The 17,683-nt window shown below is 50.6% G+C and carries 20 protein-coding genes; all 20 read right to left on the reverse strand.

Annotation, left to right across the window (positions count from 1 at the left end; translation table 11 throughout):
* Positions 1-22: 22 nt before the first annotated feature.
* The 20 genes from ispG to NST37_RS14940 all read right to left on the reverse strand — a co-directional run bounded on the left by ispG (position 23) and on the right by NST37_RS14940 (position 17,652).
* On the reverse strand, positions 23-1,105 hold the full coding sequence (gene ispG, locus NST37_RS14845; protein ID WP_003385851.1) for a flavodoxin-dependent (E)-4-hydroxy-3-methylbut-2-enyl-diphosphate synthase: 1,083 nt from the start codon (positions 1,103-1,105) through the stop codon (positions 23-25).
* A gap of 45 nt (positions 1,106-1,150) precedes the next feature.
* Entirely contained in the window at positions 1,151-2,419 is a 1,269-nt protein-coding gene (gene rseP / locus NST37_RS14850; RefSeq protein WP_003385852.1) for an RIP metalloprotease RseP, read from the reverse strand.
* A gap of 26 nt (positions 2,420-2,445) precedes the next feature.
* A complete protein-coding gene (locus NST37_RS14855; protein ID WP_031932907.1) occupies positions 2,446-3,606 on the reverse strand; it encodes a 1-deoxy-D-xylulose-5-phosphate reductoisomerase in 1,161 nt (386 codons plus the stop codon).
* 40 nt (positions 3,607-3,646) lie between these two features.
* Positions 3,647-4,435 carry a phosphatidate cytidylyltransferase gene (locus tag NST37_RS14860; RefSeq protein ID WP_003385854.1) on the reverse strand — a complete coding sequence of 263 codons (789 nt, stop codon included), beginning with the start codon at positions 4,433-4,435 and terminating at the stop codon, positions 3,647-3,649.
* 18 nt (positions 4,436-4,453) lie between these two features.
* Entirely contained in the window at positions 4,454-5,224 is a 771-nt protein-coding gene (locus NST37_RS14865) for an isoprenyl transferase (RefSeq protein WP_003385855.1), read from the reverse strand.
* 63 nt (positions 5,225-5,287) lie between these two features.
* On the reverse strand, positions 5,288-5,845 hold the full coding sequence (frr, locus tag NST37_RS14870; RefSeq protein ID WP_003385856.1) for a ribosome recycling factor: 558 nt from the start codon (positions 5,843-5,845) through the stop codon (positions 5,288-5,290).
* Positions 5,846-5,848: 3 nt separating this feature from the next.
* Entirely contained in the window at positions 5,849-6,571 is a 723-nt protein-coding gene (gene pyrH / locus NST37_RS14875) for a UMP kinase (protein WP_003385857.1), read from the reverse strand.
* Positions 6,572-6,730: 159 nt separating this feature from the next.
* Positions 6,731-7,618 carry a translation elongation factor Ts gene (gene tsf, locus NST37_RS14880; protein ID WP_003385858.1) on the reverse strand — a complete coding sequence of 296 codons (888 nt, stop codon included), beginning with the start codon at positions 7,616-7,618 and terminating at the stop codon, positions 6,731-6,733.
* Between the two features lie 95 nt (positions 7,619-7,713).
* Complete coding sequence (gene rpsB, locus NST37_RS14885; protein WP_003385859.1) at positions 7,714-8,421, reverse strand: 30S ribosomal protein S2; 708 nt, start codon at positions 8,419-8,421, stop codon at positions 7,714-7,716.
* Between the two features lie 193 nt (positions 8,422-8,614).
* Positions 8,615-9,280: a hypothetical protein gene (locus NST37_RS14890; protein WP_024983831.1), complete on the reverse strand. Its 666-nt coding sequence runs from the start codon at positions 9,278-9,280 to the stop codon at positions 8,615-8,617.
* Positions 9,273-9,773, reverse strand: coding sequence for a hypothetical protein (locus NST37_RS14895; RefSeq protein ID WP_003385861.1), 501 nt, complete (start codon positions 9,771-9,773; stop codon positions 9,273-9,275). Before NST37_RS14895 ends, NST37_RS14890 begins: the two co-directional genes overlap by 8 nt.
* Before the next feature lie 43 nt (positions 9,774-9,816).
* On the reverse strand, positions 9,817-10,161 hold the full coding sequence (locus NST37_RS14900) for a hypothetical protein (protein ID WP_003385863.1): 345 nt from the start codon (positions 10,159-10,161) through the stop codon (positions 9,817-9,819).
* A 32-nt stretch (positions 10,162-10,193) separates the two neighbouring features.
* Positions 10,194-11,612, reverse strand: a complete 1,419-nt coding sequence (locus NST37_RS14905) for a FapA family protein (RefSeq protein WP_003385864.1) — start codon at positions 11,610-11,612, stop codon at positions 10,194-10,196.
* Positions 11,613-11,684: 72 nt separating this feature from the next.
* Entirely contained in the window at positions 11,685-12,473 is a 789-nt protein-coding gene (locus NST37_RS14910; RefSeq protein WP_003385865.1) for a FliA/WhiG family RNA polymerase sigma factor, read from the reverse strand.
* Positions 12,474-12,490: 17 nt separating this feature from the next.
* Positions 12,491-12,862: a hypothetical protein gene (locus NST37_RS14915; protein WP_003385866.1), complete on the reverse strand. Its 372-nt coding sequence runs from the start codon at positions 12,860-12,862 to the stop codon at positions 12,491-12,493.
* A 2-nt stretch (positions 12,863-12,864) separates the two neighbouring features.
* On the reverse strand, positions 12,865-13,350 hold the full coding sequence (locus tag NST37_RS14920) for a chemotaxis protein CheD (RefSeq protein ID WP_003385867.1): 486 nt from the start codon (positions 13,348-13,350) through the stop codon (positions 12,865-12,867).
* Positions 13,337-13,963, reverse strand: coding sequence for a chemotaxis protein CheC (locus tag NST37_RS14925; RefSeq protein WP_003385868.1), 627 nt, complete (start codon positions 13,961-13,963; stop codon positions 13,337-13,339). The genes NST37_RS14920 and NST37_RS14925 overlap by 14 nt, the downstream gene beginning before the upstream one ends.
* 3 nt (positions 13,964-13,966) lie before the next feature.
* Positions 13,967-14,443, reverse strand: coding sequence for a chemotaxis protein CheW (locus NST37_RS14930; protein WP_003385869.1), 477 nt, complete (start codon positions 14,441-14,443; stop codon positions 13,967-13,969).
* A gap of 15 nt (positions 14,444-14,458) precedes the next feature.
* Positions 14,459-16,519, reverse strand: a complete 2,061-nt coding sequence (locus tag NST37_RS14935; protein WP_003385870.1) for a chemotaxis protein CheA — start codon at positions 16,517-16,519, stop codon at positions 14,459-14,461.
* 20 nt (positions 16,520-16,539) lie between these two features.
* Positions 16,540-17,652 (reverse strand): chemotaxis response regulator protein-glutamate methylesterase, encoded by a 1,113-nt coding sequence (locus tag NST37_RS14940; RefSeq protein WP_003385871.1) that lies wholly within the window; start codon positions 17,650-17,652, stop codon positions 16,540-16,542.
* Between the last annotated feature and the right edge of the window lie 31 nt (positions 17,653-17,683).

Below are 17,683 nucleotides of genomic sequence, written 5' to 3' on the forward strand. Positions count from 1 at the left end.
CCTCCTTCACGTTGCAGAGGGTCTAGCCGACCTGGGTGGTCTTTTTCTCTTCCACGATTTCATTGATTTCTTTCATCAATTCCTCGAACAATTCCGTTTCTTTTACCTTCCGTACAATTTCGCCGTTTCGGAAGATCAGGCCTTCGCCATTACCGCCGGCAACACCTACGTCCGCTTCCCGCGCTTCGCCGGGACCATTTACCGCGCATCCCATTACGGCGATTTTCAAAGGTGTTTTGAGTGTAGAAACAGCATCCTCCACCTTGGTTGCAAGTCCGATCAGATCGATCGCACAACGTCCGCAAGACGGGCAAGCGATTACGACCGGATCGTTGTTCACAATCTCAAGGCTGCGCAAAATTTGCTTAGCTACCTTGATTTCCTCAACCGGATCAGCGGTCAGCGAAACCCGGATCGTATCGCCGATACCCATTGACAGCACTGTACCGATCCCGACAGCGGATTTGATGCTACCAGAGAACTGTGTCCCGGCTTCGGTCACTCCGACGTGCAGCGGATAATTGCGCTTCTGCGCCATCAAAGAGTACGTCTGGATCATGGTCGGAACATCGGAAGACTTCAGTGAAATGACGATGTTGTCGTAATTGAGCTCTTCCAGAATGTGCACGTGATCCATTGCGCTCTCCACGATTGCTTCCGGAGATGGGTAGCCGTATTTTTCCAACAGCCGTTTTTCCACGGAACCGGAGTTCACCCCGATCCGGATCGGAACATTGCGCTCACGGCATGCTTCCACGACCGCTTTCGTCTTCTCTTTTGAACCGATATTCCCCGGATTGATGCGGATTTTGTCAATTCCACTCTCCAGGGCGATCAGCGCCAGTTTATAGTCAAAGTGAATATCTGCCACTAGCGGGAGTGGAGAACGTTCTTTAATCGCTTTGATGGAACGGGCCGCATCCTCGTTGATAACCGCCAGACGAACAATTTGGCAGCCTGCGTCATAGAGCCGCTGAATCTGTGCCAGCGTCCCTTCTACGTCCCGTGTATCAGCGGTTGTCATCGATTGAATGACAACACTTTTTTGTCCGCCGATTTGTACGCCTCCCACAAATACCGGTTTGGTCTCCTCACGCTTGTACATAGGGCACCATCCTTTATGTTTGTCAAACAGCCTGTGAACACTGCTTTATTCTGTAAACAATCGGTGTAAATCGTTCCATGTCACAACCAAAATCAACAACATCAAAAAGGCAAACCCAAGGAAGTGTACCATCCCTTCCTTATGCGGATCAAGCGGTCTTCCCCGCAGGGCTTCGATCAGCAGGAAGGCGAGTCTGCCTCCGTCCAAAGCAGGCAAAGGAAGCAGGTTGATCAGTCCCAGGTTAATACTCAGGACAGCTGCCCATTTCATCAGGATCGCCAAGCCTTGCTGAGCAAATTCGCCGGTCATCTTAAAGATTCCGACTGGTCCGCTAAGATCGTTCAATCCCACTGAACCTGTAAAGAGCATGCCGATACTCGTCAAAATCATCGTGGTAAACTCGTATGTCGATTTTCCGCCATACTGAAGCACTTGCGCCGGAGCGTAGGTGACAGCGTTGCCCACCATGATCTTCCCGACATTCTCCTCGTTCTTGACATGGACCATGGCATTGATCATCTGTCCTCCCCGATCAACAACGATTTCCAGTTGCTTGTCCGGCGATTTGCTGACGATCTCCACCATTTCTCTCCATGTCGATACAGGCTGTCCCTGAATCGTAATAACCTTGTCTCCTGATTGCAATCCCGCCTGTGCTGCCGGTCCTCCCTGGATGATCTCGCCCAGCACGGGCTCATTTACAGGTACTCCATAAACGAGTCCGATGACGATAAACAACACGAAAGCGAGCAAAAAGTTTGCAGCAGGGCCCGCAAAGATTGCCCAGAAGCGCTGCATAACCGTCTTTCCTTTAAACTGGCGGTCCAACGGGGCGATTTGCACCTCATGACCGTCTTTTACGAGCTGGGCTTGCGGATGCACCGAAAAAGTGCGTTGTTCTCCGTCTGTTTCCAGAACGATGGACAATGCTTTCTCCAGGTCGAAATCGACAATTGTACCTGTTACCGCACCTTTGCCTTCACCATTTGGGCCATCCAGCAGGATGCGGGTTACCTTCCCCACCGGATCTCGCTCCAAGGTCACTTCCATGTGCGGCTTCAGAACGTCCAGCTCAGGGTCCTCCCCCGCCATGCGTACCATCCCGCCAATCGGCAGCAGCCGCAGTGTGTATTCTGTTTCTCCTCGCTTTACGCTAAAAATCTTTGGTCCCATTCCAAGTGCAAACTCCCGGCACAAAATGCCGGCCCGTTTTGCCAACAGAAAATGACCAAGCTCGTGCACAAAGACAAGTACACCGAACACGATGACTATCGCGAGAATTGATTCCACTGAATCCAAGTTGGGAAAAGGCAAGAGAACAGCCACCTTTCATTCCGTTTTTAACGCTTGTTAACGCCCAGACAGCTCGCAGCCTGATCGCGTGCCCACTGGTCGGCTGCCAAAATTTCTTCCAGAGAAGGATGACTCGTGCCCTGATGGGCTTCGCACGTTTGGCGAACGATCTTTTCAATCTCCAGAAATGCGATGCTTCCTCGCAAAAAGCTGTCTACAGCCACCTCATTTGCAGCGTTCAATACAGTGGGGTGAGTCCCGCCTACTCTTCCGCACTCATACGCCAATTGTAACAGAGGATAGCGGTCAAAATCCATTGGTGCAAAATGAAGCGTGCCGCTCTTCACCAGATCGAGCGGTTCCGTACCAAGCGGCATTCTTTTCGGATAGCTCAGCGCATACTGGATCGGCACGCGCATATCGGGCGTACCCAGTTGTGCCATGACAGCCCGGTCTTTGTATTCTACCATAGAGTGAATGATGCTCTCATAATGGAGAACACATTCGATCTGTTCATAAGGAAGGTCGAAGAGCCAATGAGCCTCGATGACCTCAAAGCCCTTGTTCATCATCGTCGCCGAATCGATCGTGATTTTGGAGCCCATGCTCCAGTTCGGATGATGCAAAGCCTGCTCCACAGTCACATCGGCCAGCTCCTCCCGGCTCAAATGGCGAAATGACCCGCCTGAAGCTGTCAAAATGATGCGGGCGATATCCTCGCGACGCTCCCCTTGCAAACACTGAAAGATTGCCGAGTGTTCGCTGTCGACCGGAATGATCTGCACACCTCTGTCCCTGGCTGCTTTCATCACGATATGGCCAGCGCTGACAAGCGTTTCCTTGTTGGCCAAACCGATGGTCTTGCCAGCTTCTATGGCAGCGAGTGTAGGCGCAACTCCGATGCTTCCGACCACTGCCGTCATTACGAAATTGGCCTCAGCATGCTTCGCCGTCTCCTCTAATCCCGCTTCTCCGTACATAATCTCGACCCGGCTGTTCCCCAGACGTCCCTGCAATTCTTTGGCCGCTTGAGCGTTTCCTACAGAGACCAGTTCCGGCCTGAACTGTTCGATCTGTTCAGCCAGCAGTTCGATATTGGACCCGGCTGCCATCGCGACTACGCTAAACTCCTCCGGATGTTGAGACACCACGTCGAGCGTGCTTTTGCCGATGGAGCCTGTTGAGCCCAAGAGCGATATTCGTTTCAAACGCTTCACCCTCTATATACTTTCTATATGGCTTTTCCCGTTAGACAATGCCCAGTAAATGCAAAACCGGAAAGACAAGAATCATGCTGTCAAAACGGTCAAGAACTCCCCCGTGTCCAGGGATGATTTGTCCTGAATCTTTTACTTCAAAATGACGTTTGATCGCGGACTCAACCAAATCGCCAAGCTGACCCGCAATCCCACTGACGAGGGCAATGATCAGCGCCTTGTCCAAAGAGATTCCGCCAATCCATACGTTTACTGCCATAACGACAAGAACAGCCGCAAGCAAGCCGCCTGCGGCTCCCTCAATCGTTTTGTTCGGACTAATTGCAGGCCAAAGCTTCCGCTTGCCGATGGCTTTTCCCATGAAATACGCTCCTGAATCTGTTGCCCATATTCCCAGGATAACGAGAACTGTAAGCATCAGCCCTGTGTCTGGCAAATTGCGCAGCGCAGCCATATAGGCAAAGCCATAGCCTATGTATAACGCCCCCACCAATGCAAGGGCGGCGTGTTCAATGTGAAACTGATTTTTCCGAAAGACCGCGTACAAAAGCAAAAGAAGGGTTACGGGCAGTACCAGATCAGGCAGTATGACTCCTGTCTCTTTCGTAAAGGAAAGAGACGGCCACAACAGGCTGATCATGAGCAGATACGCCAGTACCCCTGCCACACTCAGCGGTTGAACCTTTGCCATCCGCAAAAATTCAAAAAGGCCTATAACGGCCAAGAAAAATACGAGCAACGAGAACCAATGGTCCCCTAAATAAACCAATAACAAAAAGCCTGCCCCACCAATGAGGCCTGTAATGATCCGCTGCTTCAACTGATTCCACCTCTCGGCTTATACCGCTCCGTAGCGACGAGCTCTGCCCTGGTATTCAGCAATCGCTTGATATAAATGTTCCCTGGTAAAATCGGGCCAAAGCACATCGGTGAACCACAATTCCGTGTAGGCCAGCTGCCACAACATAAAGTTGCTCAAACGAAGTTCTCCACTGGTGCGTATCAACAGGTCTGGATCTGGGATGTCACTCGTGTACAAATGTCGGGAAATCATCTCTTCGTCCAATTGTTCCAGGTCGATCTCACCCGCTTGCAAACGGGTACCTATATCTTTTACTGCTAAGGCAATTTCCTTTCGTCCCCCGTAATTAAGGGCAAAAATCAACTGCAGCCCCGTGTTTTGCTTCGTCCGCTCCTCCGCTGTTTCCAGCGCTTTCAGCGTATGTGCAGGCAATTCGTCTTTGCTGCCGACCATTCGAATCTGAACGTTGCGTTCGATCAATTCTTCCAATTCTGTCGACAAAAATTCCTGCGGCAGTTTCATCAAAAAGTCTACTTCTTCTCTGGGTCGCTTCCAGTTCTCGGTAGAAAATGCATACATGGTTAAATACTTGACGCCAATTTCATCGGATGCTTTGACGATCTCTTTTACCGTCTTCATCCCTGCCCTGTGTCCGGCAATCCTGGGAAGATTCCGCATTTTGGCCCAGCGTCCGTTCCCGTCCATAATTACGGCCAAGTGGTTCGGGACTGGTCCGGAGCTGTCAAACTCTACGGATGACCCCTGTTTTTCTTTTCGAGTCAACTTGCGCGCGAGATGTTCTAACATAAAGTGTTCCCCCAAAATGAGAGATATAGACATTCATCCCCCTCAGATGAGGGGGATCATGCATTAAACTTCCAGAATGTCCTTTTCCTTTTCCTTGACGATCTTATCGACTTCAGCGATGTACTTGTCAGTCGCCTTTTGAATCGTCTCCTGATGGCGGCGGGACTCATCTTCGGATATCGTTCCGCCCTTTTCCAGCTTTTTGATGTCATCGTTGGCATCGCGGCGGATGTTCCGAATCGCTACTTTCGCTTCTTCCCCGCTCTTGTTCGCTACCTTGACCAATTCCTTGCGGCGCTCTTCTGTAAGCGGCGGGATCACAATGCGAATGATTGTCCCGTCGTTGGAAGGAGTCAAACCGAGGTCGGATTGCTGAATCGCTCTGTCAATTTCCTTTAAGGAAGACTTATCCCATGGCTGGATGGTCAGCATGCGCGGTTCCGGCACACTGATATTAGCCAATTGGCTGATCGGTGTCGGTGTTCCGTAGTAATCCACCACAATCTTATCCAAAATGGCCGGGTTTGCACGACCCGCACGCAGGCTGGCAAGATCTTTTTTTAGTGTGCTGATGGCTTTGCTCATACGTTCTTCCATATCTTTCAATACGGTTTGCGGCATGTATTATTCCCCCTTAACCAATGTTCCGATCTTTTCACCCATAACGGCGCGACGAATATTGCCTTCTTCAGAAATATTAAAGACAATCAATGTAATGTCATTATCCATGCAGAGGCTCGATGCCGTGGAATCCATTACGCCCAGACCCTTGCTTAACACTTCGAGGAACGTGAGCTTGTCGTACTTCACTGCTGTTGGGTCAATGCTCGGATCAGCGGAATAGACACCGTCTACTTTGTTTTTAGCCATCAGAATGACTTCAGCTTCGATTTCGGCGGCCCGCAACGCAGCCGTCGTATCTGTGGAAAAATAGGGATTCCCCGTACCTGCGGCAAATATGACCACTCGTTGTTTCTCCAGATGGCGTATTGCCCTGCGGCGTATGTATGGTTCGGCTACTTGCCTCATTTCGATGGACGTTTGTACACGAGTCGGGACGTTCACTTTTTCTAATCCATCCTGCAGAGCGAGCGAGTTCATAATGGTTGCAAGCATCCCCATGTAATCGGCTGTGGCCCGATCCATGCCTTTGGAGCTGCCTGAGAGTCCGCGCCAGATATTTCCACCACCGACAACAACTGCAACTTGTACTCCCAATTCTACAATTTCCTTAATCTGGTTGGCGATGGAGAAAATCACCTTCGGGTCAATCCCGTACCCGATGTCTCCCGCCAGAGCTTCCCCACTCAACTTTAACACAACCCGTTTATAGGCAGGAAGTGGCATGTGAAACGGCCTCCATTCATGAAACATTCTCTGTGCTTTACCGGAATCCTCCCAGCTAGCCGAGCGACTTTTCCGATCACCGGGCAATACGTGCCTAGCGGCGATCCGCCTGCTCTTATAAAATAGGGAACACGCAGGTGTTCCCTATTTTTACGGTCATTACTGTTTATTAACTTGCGCCATTACTTCAGCGGCAAAGTCTTCTTGTTTTTTCTCGATGCCTTCGCCCACTTGATAACGGACAAAGCCCTTCAAAGTAGCGCCTTTTTCTTTCAGCAGAGCGGCAACTTTTTTGTCTGGATCTTTAACGAATGGCTGCTCAACCATTACGTACTCTTCAAAGTATTTGGAGAGGCGGCCTTCTACCATTTTTTCTACGATATTTGCCGGTTTGCCCTCAGCCAGAGCTTGGTTTTTCAGTACTTCGCGCTCGCGCTCGATCTCGTCTTGAGATACTTCCTCACGGTTGGCAAAACGCGGGTTGGATGCAGCTGCGTGCATACCCAGGTCTTTTGCCAGCGTTTCGTCTGTAGTTCCTTCGAGGACGACTACAACACCGATGCGGCCGCCCATGTGCAGGTAGCTACCGAACACGCCGTTATCGGATTTCTCCAGGATGGAGAAGCGACGGAAGGAAATGTTTTCTCCGATGGTGGAGATTTTTTCGTTGATCATGTGGCCGAGAGTTTCTCCTTGGCCTTTGAACGGCTGCTCCAGAGCAGCTTCTACGCTCGCAGGACGTTGGGATACAACGTGCTCAGCGATGTCCTTCACCAGCTCTTGGAACTCAGGGTTTTTCGCTACGAAGTCTGTTTCACAGTTTACTTCCACGATTGCCGCAACGTTGCCGGCTACAGCGCAGGAAGTCAAGCCTTCTGCTGCGATGCGGCCCGCTTTTTTCGCAGCCTTCGCGATTCCGCGTTCACGGAGAAGGTCAATCGCTTTTTCCATGTCACCGTTCGTTTCTTCGAGAGCGCGTTTGCAGTCCATCATCCCTGCGCCTGTACGCTCGCGCAGTTCTTTCACCGCTTGTGCACTGATTGCCATATCGTAGAACCTCCTTGGGAAAGTCGAATCTAAGTATAGGTGTTAAAAAGGGTGGACGGGGTTCTGAAACCCTCAGTCCACCCTCATACACTTGCTTACGCAGTTGTTGTAGCTTGTTCGCCGCCTTGGTTGCCTTCAACCAGAGCGTCAGCCATTTTGGAAGTCAGCAGCTTAACAGCGCGGATGGCATCGTCGTTACCTGGGATCACGTAGTCGATTTCATCCGGATCGCAGTTAGTATCTACAATCGCAACGATTGGGATACCCAATTTGCGAGCTTCTGCTACTGCGATGCGCTCTTTGCGCGGATCGATTACGAACAGCGCGTCTGGCAGTTCTTCCATGTGAGCGATACCGCCCAGGAATTTTTCCAAACGCTCTTTTTCCTTGCGAAGAACGATAACTTCTTTCTTCGGCAGAACTGCGAAAGTACCGTCTTCTTCCATACGGTTCAGCTCAGCAAGGCGAGCAGTACGTTTTTTAATCGTAGAGAAGTTCGTCAGCGTACCACCCAGCCAGCGTTGGTTGATGTAGTAGTGGCCTGTACGGATTGCTTCTTCTTTTACGGATTCTTGTGCTTGTTTCTTCGTTCCAACGAAGAGCACTTTTCCGCCGTTTTGAGCGAGTTCACGTACAAAGTTGTACGCTTCCTCAACTTTTTTCACGGTTTTTTGCAGGTCAATAATGTAGATGCCGTTACGTTCGGTGAAGATATAGCGTGCCATTTTCGGGTTCCAGCGGCGAGTTTGGTGACCGAAGTGTACACCAGCCTCGAGGAGCTGTTTCATCGAAATCACTGCCATATTTTCACACCTCCTTAAAAAATGGTTTTTTTGTGCTTACCTCCGCCTCACCGCATTTTCCAAACAAAACTGCCAATCTGGCAGCACCATTGCCGGAATTGGTGGACGTGCGAATTCAACACCGTTAATGAATATATCATATGACCTAAACGATTGCAAGAAACCAATCCCATTTCCCGCAAAAAAAATCGCCTCACTTTTTCGGAGGCGTCGCGATGATGGACACGATGTCAGCTTCGCTTGCCCCGAGGGGAATCTGATACGTGCCGACACGTATGCGATTGAGTTTGTTCTGTTTTTTCAACGTTTCTACAAACTGGTTGTCGGGTTCCAAAATCCCTGCGTCCACCAATGTGCGCTCGACACTTTCCGCCGTCGCTTTATATGGAATCTGGATCGTCTTCGTCTCTTTTGGCAAGGGCTCTGTCGGCACGGACACCTGAGAACTATCCGCCGGAACAGGCTGCTGCGGCTTGCTTGGATCAGCAGTTTCGGCAGTGGGCATGACCGAGGTCTCGCTTTTTGGTTCCTTTGCTCTCACCGGCGCTTGCGGCAGTGCTGCTTCGGGTTTCTCAGGCTTTCCCGCTTGCGGCTGATCCGGTGTCGATGAAACAGGGGCAGAAGGCTTCTTTGGCGGGGTTGGCAGCGGTTGGAGCTCAATCTTTTTTTCTTGTTGCAGCTGATTGAACTCTTCCTTAGAAAGAACGACCAGTTGCAGCTCTTCTGCAGCTGTCTCCAGCTGTTCCTTCGTCAAGGACTGGTGGGTTCCCGGGGCTTCCTTTTGTGTTGTAATTCCCAAAATCGATGCTGCCACGAGGAGACCGGCCCCGAATCCAAAAAAGATATCGCGCTTATTCATTGGCCGCTCCTGCCTCCCGCGGCTTGGCCAATGACAAGATCAAATCGATCTCTCCTCTGCCTGCCCCCAGCCTTTTTGCAATCTCGTCAGGCCCCAGTCCTTCTTGCATCAATTCGAATACGCGCCGATAGCGCTCACGCATGGAAAGCACATCCGCCGCCTCTCCGGAGGACTCCTGCTGGTCTGGACTTGCCGGCTGCCGACGGGCGGTACGCAGTTCAGCCAATTCCCGCTCCACTTTGTCCAGTCGCCCTTTCGCATCAGCCAGTTCTTTCTTGAGTTGTGCATTCGACTTGTAGAACGCTTCACTCTCAGCTTCTTTCTCTTGCTTGATTTGCAGGACAAAACGCTGGAGCGTTGCCTCCACTTCCTCTATATTCAGTTGTGGAGCGGCTGGCATGCGATCCCTTTTTGAACGTCTGGAAGAAAACAGCAGGGCCAGCACCATGATTGCCACCCCTGCCCCTGCCAAAATATAATAAGACCCATTCATTGTAGTCACCTATACTTCCTTCATTTTCTTCTTGATGGTAAGGTTACAAGGATATGTCGATGTAACGTCCGCGAAGAGGGTCGCGCATCGCCACTTCCCCAGACGCGGTGCCGCCATTTCCGGGAGATTGTGCCGCCTGTTTTGTAGAGGCTTCCAACGCCGACTCCTTGCTGCCCTGCTGGTCTTGTCGCTCTTTATCCCTCAGCTGGTTTTTATCTGTCTCGTTGACCTCTGCTGCACGCTGACTTTTTTGTTGGTCTATCCCTTTCTGCTCTTGTTGCAGGAGATGCTGCTCGTTGGTTAGCCGATGCTGGTATTGTTCCTGAATGCGCCCAACCTCAGTGGTTCGCGGCAGTGCCACCTGTAACTCAACCGTTTTGAGACTCATCAGGGCCATCTCCTTTTTCCGTATCGCTATGCTCAGACGAGAGTGGAAGTCGTGATCTCTCCGTTAACGACGAGAAAGCGGGTACGTGCAAACTCCTGCTTGATAAACCGGACCAGTTTGCCAAATACCATTTTAATGCCAGGATACATCGTGTAATACACATCAATGGCGGCTGGTGAATCTCCCTCCAGCTCCGCTTCCACTTCTTTTTTGCGAGCTTCGAGCTGTTTTCCTTCTTTCTCCAGAATCAGCCTTGTATTGGCCAGCTTGATTTGCATGGTCTTCTTTTCCGGAGAAAGCTCGCCATTTACCTGCAGGAGCTGGTTTAGTACGCCCAGCCCTTGATCCGTTTTGCGCAAATTTTCATACACAATTTGCAGTTCTTTATTGATCGATGCCAATTCCAGACGCAGCTCCGGCTTGACGCCAACCTCCAGAACCGTAGGCGTTGCACTCGTATTGCCTATCACACGAGCCGTTATTTTTTCTCCAGCTTGAAGCGTGCCGCCAATAATGATTCCTTTTGGACCATTACAAATAATTTGCTTTCCCGCCCGCACCTGGGAGAACATGATGCTCTGCGAAACCAGGACTTGATTGCCTGCCGTGACATTTGCATTTTGAATAAATGACGTCTTCACGTTGTTGCCGGCGATTACTTGTCCTTTGTCTTGAGCGACAATACCACTCTTGATCTCAACCGAACCTCCGGCTTCCAATTCGGCGCCCTCGACACTTCCGAGGACGCGAATATCCCCTGATGCCTTCACCCGAAAGCCAGTCGGAATGTTACCGCGAATGACCACCGTTCCCACAAAATCGATGTTCCCGACGCTAAAATCGACATCACCATTGACTTCGAACACAGGAAATACATTCACTTTATGATTGTCCGTAAAGGAAACCTGACCGTCTATCGCTGAATACAGCATCGTTTTCTCTGCATTCAACACCACATTTTTGCCGAGCTTCAGCACAGCTTCCTTGCCGGCTTTAGGAACGATGGGCTCTCCGGTAACCGCAATACCCGCTATTCCGGGCACTGGGGGTGTTTTCCGCGCCAACAGCTGCCCTTTAGCCACATTGGGAATGTTCGTAATGCTGTAATAGTCAACCCGTCCGTCTTCCAGCTCTTTTGGCCGTTTTTCGTCTTGATTTTTTTCAAGAAAGGTGTACTCGATCTCGCCATCCTTCCCGGCAACAGGAGCAGTTCCGTTCGCGATCGTAACGTACGTGTTCACAAATTTTGCCGGGTTGCTGCACAGTTCTTGGACGACCTGATCAAGAATTCCATGTGTAATTTTTTGTTGTCGCAATACTTCACGCACTTCTGTCTCCGTTATGCGAAGCTGCGATCCTAGCTCCTGGTCGGCAATCACCAACATGATCCCGGCTTCCAGTTTGTCCTGAGAGATTTTGACTTCGAGCTTGTAGTTTCCTATCGCTTCCATCTTTCTACCCCTCTCAAACCATGGGCCCTCTTCTCCCATTTTCTGTATCTTCTATTTGTAGCTATTTATCTTTTAGACAAGCTGAGACTTCCATCTGGCAAGTGCGGAACGCAAACGAAATATCGCCTTGGAATGAAGCTGCGAGATACGCGAGGGTGACAAGCTCATCACATCTGCAATTTCCGACAAGGTCAGCTCCTCAAAGTAAAACAAGGAAACGACAAGACGCTCTTTTTCCGGCAGCTTGTCGATGACGGCGGTCAACACTTCTTTCAGGCCTGCCAATTCAGCCACCTGATCGGGACGCGGTGTCACTTCATCGACGATGTAGGAATGCCTTGCTGTCTTTTGCTCCTCTTCTTCCCCCACAGCTTCATCTATAGAAATCATCGTGGCGAGTGAAGTTTCATAAAAGACCTGCTGCAAGTCTTTCTCCGAAATGCCGAGGTAAGAAGAAACCTCGGAGTCAGTCGGCGCTCGCAGTTGCTTTTGCTCCAAGAGCGTATACGCCTCTTCGATCTTCTTTGCCTTGTCTCGAACCGTCCTGGGGATCCAATCGTTCTCCCTCAAACCATCGATCATGGCACCGCGAATCCGCCACATCGCATACGTCTCAAACTGAAGCCCGCGGGTATGATCAAACTTGGCCAACGCGTCCAACAAGCCAAAGCGGCCATAGCTGATCAGATCATCTTTGTCCACATTATTCGGAAGGTTGATCGCAAGCCTGTTGGCTACCTTGTCCACTAACGGGAGATACTGTGTGACCAGATCCACCTCCGCGTCCCGGCTGCCTTCTTCTTTCCACAATACCCATTTGTCAAACTGCCTTGCTTTTTCTTGATTGGTTAGCCGTGCCACGATTTCGTCACCAACCTTTACTCATCAGTTAAACGCCTCACAACATCTGCAACGGTGGTGGGATCATGCGCCAGAGGAGCGCTCCCCATTTGGTCCAGAGACAGCGGTATAAATTCACCGTCTCCCTGGGGATCATCCGGCTCTCCGGAAGCCGAGGGGACGCCCCCCTCGGCAGCTTCTGCCGGAACCATGGTCTCAGGGGCTTGGAAAGAGCCCATGATTTTAGCAACGAGCCAACGTATCGGGAAAGCTGCAAGAAAAAAAAGGATAAATGCATAACCGGCGCGTTCCAAAGAAACCAGCCAGACGTTTCCGGCCAAAGCCGTAAAAAACGTAATGACAGAAGCAAGTGCTCCGAACCCTGTATTCACCCACATCGTACCCAGCATACCTATACTTCCTTCACACCTTGATTGACGGTTCGAATTTGCAGAAGACCCGTAGCCGCATCAAACTCGATGGTCCTCCCGCAATTTCCTCCTGTATCCTCGGCAACTACTTTTATCTTTGCCTGCTGCAGTGCCATTTTGCACGCCTCTACATTTCGCGGTCCGATCCTCATCGAGTCACTCTTTCCGAGGAATGCAAACATCTGAGCTCCGCCGGCCAGCTTTGCCACCATGTTGGTCGTCGATGCTCCAGCCAGCTTCATGTCCTGAATGAGACGGGGGATAGCGGTATCGGCGTATTTCCCGATCGCGATCTCCCCGCCTTTTCCGAGAGAGGACTCAGGCAGCATGACATGGGCCATCCCGGCAACTTTATGTACAGAATCATACAGGACGACTCCCACACATGAACCTAACCCTGTAGTCCGTAATCGGTCAGGAGATTTTGCAACTCCGAGGTCCGCCATCCCAATTTTAATAATCTCCATCGAACGGTACTCCTAATGATCGAAATAATGTCTTTAAGGATTCGGGATCAGGGATCAGAAAAAAGTGACCTTGGACTTGTTCATTGCCTTCAAAGAAAGCCGTATCGATAGTGAGCGCGAAGTCCCCTGCTTGTCCCAGTTCCAAAAGTCCGTAGCTGAGAATGGCCCCCGCCATATCGATCGCCAGAGCCGGTACGGATGGCTGCAGATTCAAATTCGTAAAATCAGCCAGCGAAGACAAGTAGGAACCGGTGAGGATGTTGCCGATTTCATGAAGAGCGGAAGCCTCGTACTCTGTCCATTCTTCTACATCCTTCACTTCGCCGATAATCTGCTGCAGAACGTGCCGAGCGGAAGCCATATCCAGGATGAAAAACATGTTGCCCGGACAATCTCCCTCAACCCGAAGAAAGACAGTAACAACGACCGCCTCTGGACCTCCGACGCAGTCCGCTACTTCGTCAAAGGGAATAATTTTTACCTGCGGCACCTTCATGTCGATTTCTTTTTGTATCAGTTTGGAAAGTGCAGTAGCCGCGTTGCCAGCGCCAATGTTCCCTACTTCCCGAAGTACGTCAAATTGAAAATCGCCAAACTTTGTAAAGTATTCCATCCCTTATCCCTCAAAGGAGTCAAGTTGTTTGATTTCCTCGTTGCTCAACACCTTATCCAGATTCAACAGGATCAGCAGGCGTTTTTCCAGCTTGGCCACTCCGCGCAGGTAGGCGGCCTCCACTCCTCCGACAACCTCCGGCGGCGGTTCGATCGCGTTCACCGGTATATCGATCACATCATTAGCCGCGTCTACGATCAGGCCTACTTCCAGTTCACCAACCGCCACAATAATAATCCGCGTCGATTCGGTATACGCTGTCTCTTCCAGACTGAAGCGATTGCGCAGGTCGATAATCGGCGTTACAACTCCGCGCAGGTTGATTACCCCTTTGACAAATGCCGGAGTTCGCGGAACGCGGGTAATATGCTCCAATTTCTCAATCGATTTGACCTGATTTACATCAACTCCGTATTCTTCGTCTTTCAAGCGAAATACGATGACTTTTACTTCTCCGATGATTTCCTTTTGCTCGAGCATACGGCTGCCCTCCTCTTACTTAATCAGTGCGTTGCAGTCGATAATCAGCGCTACTTGTCCGTCTCCCAGGATCGTTGCCCCAGAAATGGCGAACACGTTTACCAGGTACTTGCCGAGTGACTTCAGGACGATTTCTTGCTGGCCAATAAATGAATCGACGACAAGTCCGGCCATTTTTTCACCCTTGCGGACGATTACGACTGCTACTTCGTCATCTTTGTCCGCTCCGTTATCCGGAATCTGGAAGATTTCCTGCAACGAAACGAGAGGAACCACTCTTCCGCGGAAATCAATGACTTTCTGGCGATGCGCCATCATGATTTGATCTTTGCGGAATACCGCTGTTTCAATGATAGAACTGAGTGGAACAGCGTATTTCTCGTTTTGAACCTGAACGAGCATGGCCGAGATGATCGAGAGCGTGAGCGGAAGCTGGATCAGGAATGTCGTTCCCTGTCCACGAACAGAGTCGACGCTTACGTTTCCGCCCAGGGACTCAATCTTCGTTTTCACTACGTCGAGCCCGACTCCTCGTCCCGAGATGTCCGAAATGACCTCAGCGGTACTAAAGCCTGACGAGAACAGCAGTTCAAAGATTTGCCTGTCGCTCAAGGAATCTGCGTTAGCCGGATTTACGATGCCCCGTTCAATCGCTTTCTTCAGAACTTTATCTTTGTTAATGCCGGCACCGTCATCTTTTACTTCGATAAACACATGGTTTCCGCTATGGAAGGCACGAAGCTGAATCGTTCCTTCCTCCGGCTTGCCAGCCTGCTTTCGTTGGGCTGGAGATTCCACACCGTGATCGAGCGAATTTCGCAGGAGGTGAACAAGCGGATCGCCAATTTCATCGATGACCGTCCGATCAAGCTCTGTTTCCGCGCCATATATCTCCAGATTTACTTTTTTGTTTAAATCTTTTGCCAGGTCGCGAATCATCCGAGGGAAACGGTTGAATACTTGCTCGACCGGAACCATGCGCATCGTCAGAATGATGTTTTGCAAATCGCCACTGATGCGGCTCATATGCTCAACGGTTTCCTGCAACTCGCTCTTGCCGAGTTCGCGGGCCAGCTGCTCCAAACGCCCACGGTCGATAACCAGCTCACTAAACAGGTTCATCAGGACGTCCAATCTCTCGATGTCTACGCGGATCGTTTTTCCGCCCGCCGTCACTTTTTTCACGGCCGTGTTGTTCTGTGCGGGTCCTTCGGCTTTTTTGACTTCTGCAGGCGCAGCGGCTGCAGCAGCTACCTGCTGCTCTGCTTGCTTGGCTTGCTTTCCTGCTTCCTTCATTTCAACCGGTTCTACGAGCACTTCCTCAATTTCCGAAATATTACTGATTGCTTTTTTCACTTTCTCCAAAGGTTCCATCGTGACAAAGACTACTTCGAAGGAAAGATCAAAGCGCTCGTTTTCCAAATCCTCTACCGCAGGTGTCGATTTGATCACTTCCCCCATCGACTCCAGCTGGTCAAAAACCATATACGCACGGGCTGCTTTCAACAGGCAGTTCTCCTGCAAGGTTACTTTGATCCAGAACAGGTTGTTGCCCGCTTCCTTCGATTGCTTCAAAACCGTAAGAGAAAACTCGTCCAGATCGTACTCGCGGTTGCCGTCTTCGGAGCCGCCAGCAGCGACTTGCTCGACTGACGCAGTTGCTTCCTGGGCTGCCACATTCGCAATGGCAGAAAAATCCCCCGATACGATTGCCCGCAGTTTAGCAACTGGCTGTGACACGTCTGCCGAGCCATCTCCGCCTTCCATAATATTCATGACCATGCCTTCAATCAGGTCAACGCTTTGGAAAATCACATCCATAATATCGCTGTTGATTTTCAGCTTGTCATTTCGGATTAAATCCAGCACATTTTCCGCTTCATGGGTCAGACTCGCCATATCCTCAAAACCCATTGTCGCCGACATACCTTTTAGCGTATGCGCGGAACGGAATATTTCGTTGACGATCTGAGTGCTTTCCGGATCATTCTCCAAAACGAGCAAGTTCGCATTGATCGCTTGCAGGTGCTCCTTTGACTCTTCAATAAACATGTCCAAATATTGATTCATGTCCATGGGTGTTCCACCTCCCAAAATCAGTGCAGCAGCTTGCAGAGTGTTTCTGCAATTTTGTGTAATGGCACGACATGATCAGCGAGGCCTGCCTGGATGGCCGCACGCGGCATCCCGAACACGACACATGTCGATTCATCCTCGATAATACTCGTTACAGGACCTATTTCCTTCATTTTGATCAGGCCCTTCGTCCCATCATTTCCCATGCCTGTCATGATAATTGCCCATTTGTCTACTTTTGTCAATCGGCTGACAGACTCAAAAAGGATGTCGACAGAAGGACGGTGACCACCTCGGGGCTCTTCCTGATGCAGTTTGGCCTGCAGTCTTCCGTTCGTTTGTACAACTTCAAAATGATAGCCGCCAGGTGCGATGTACGCGGTTCCGGGCTCCAACCATTCTCCGTCTGTTACCTCTGTTACGCGGATCGCACAGAGAGAGTCCAGACGCTGTGCCAGCGATTTTGTAAAACCGGCTGGCATATGCTGCACGATTGCTATCGGAGCAGGGAGCTGACTGGGCAATGCTGTCAGAACAGTTTGCAGTGCTTTGGGGCCTCCGGTTGAAGTTCCCAGCACCACAAGCTTGGCCGAACCGGATGCAGCTCTGTTTACAGGCATTTCAGTCGATGCCTGCCGGGGTGCAAGCACAATGTCTTCCGTGGCCTTGGCTGCGAACAGGAACGGGGAAGCAGTACTCTCTGCATGAAGCTTAAACTTATTCGTTCTTTTCTTGGCTTGAGAGGCAGCTTTCACTCTCTCGATCAGACGATCGCCGACTTTGTGAATATCAAGTGAAATCGGCCCGGATGGCTTTGCAACAAAATCGATGGCTCCGAGCTCAAGCGCTCGAATCGTTGCTTCTGCGCCCTCTCTGGTCAAGCTGCTCAACATCACTACAGGAACAGGACTTTGCTTCATTAGCTGTTCCAAAGCTTCCAAGCCATTCATGATCGGCATTTCGATATCCAGCGTGATTACATCAGGCTTCAGCTTGGCAGCCTTCTCCACGCATTCAAGTCCGTTCTTCGCACGATCAATTACTTCGATTTCAGGGTCGCTTTGCAGGATGTCAGAAATAACCTTACGCATGAATGCCGAATCATCTGTGACGAGAACACGAATAGTACTCATCCGCCATCGCTCCCTTCCGAAGTCTAGTTGT

Origin of the sequence: Brevibacillus sp. FSL K6-6036 (genome assembly GCF_037964015.1) — a bacterium.
GTDB lineage: Bacteria > Bacillota > Bacilli > Brevibacillales > Brevibacillaceae > Brevibacillus > Brevibacillus borstelensis.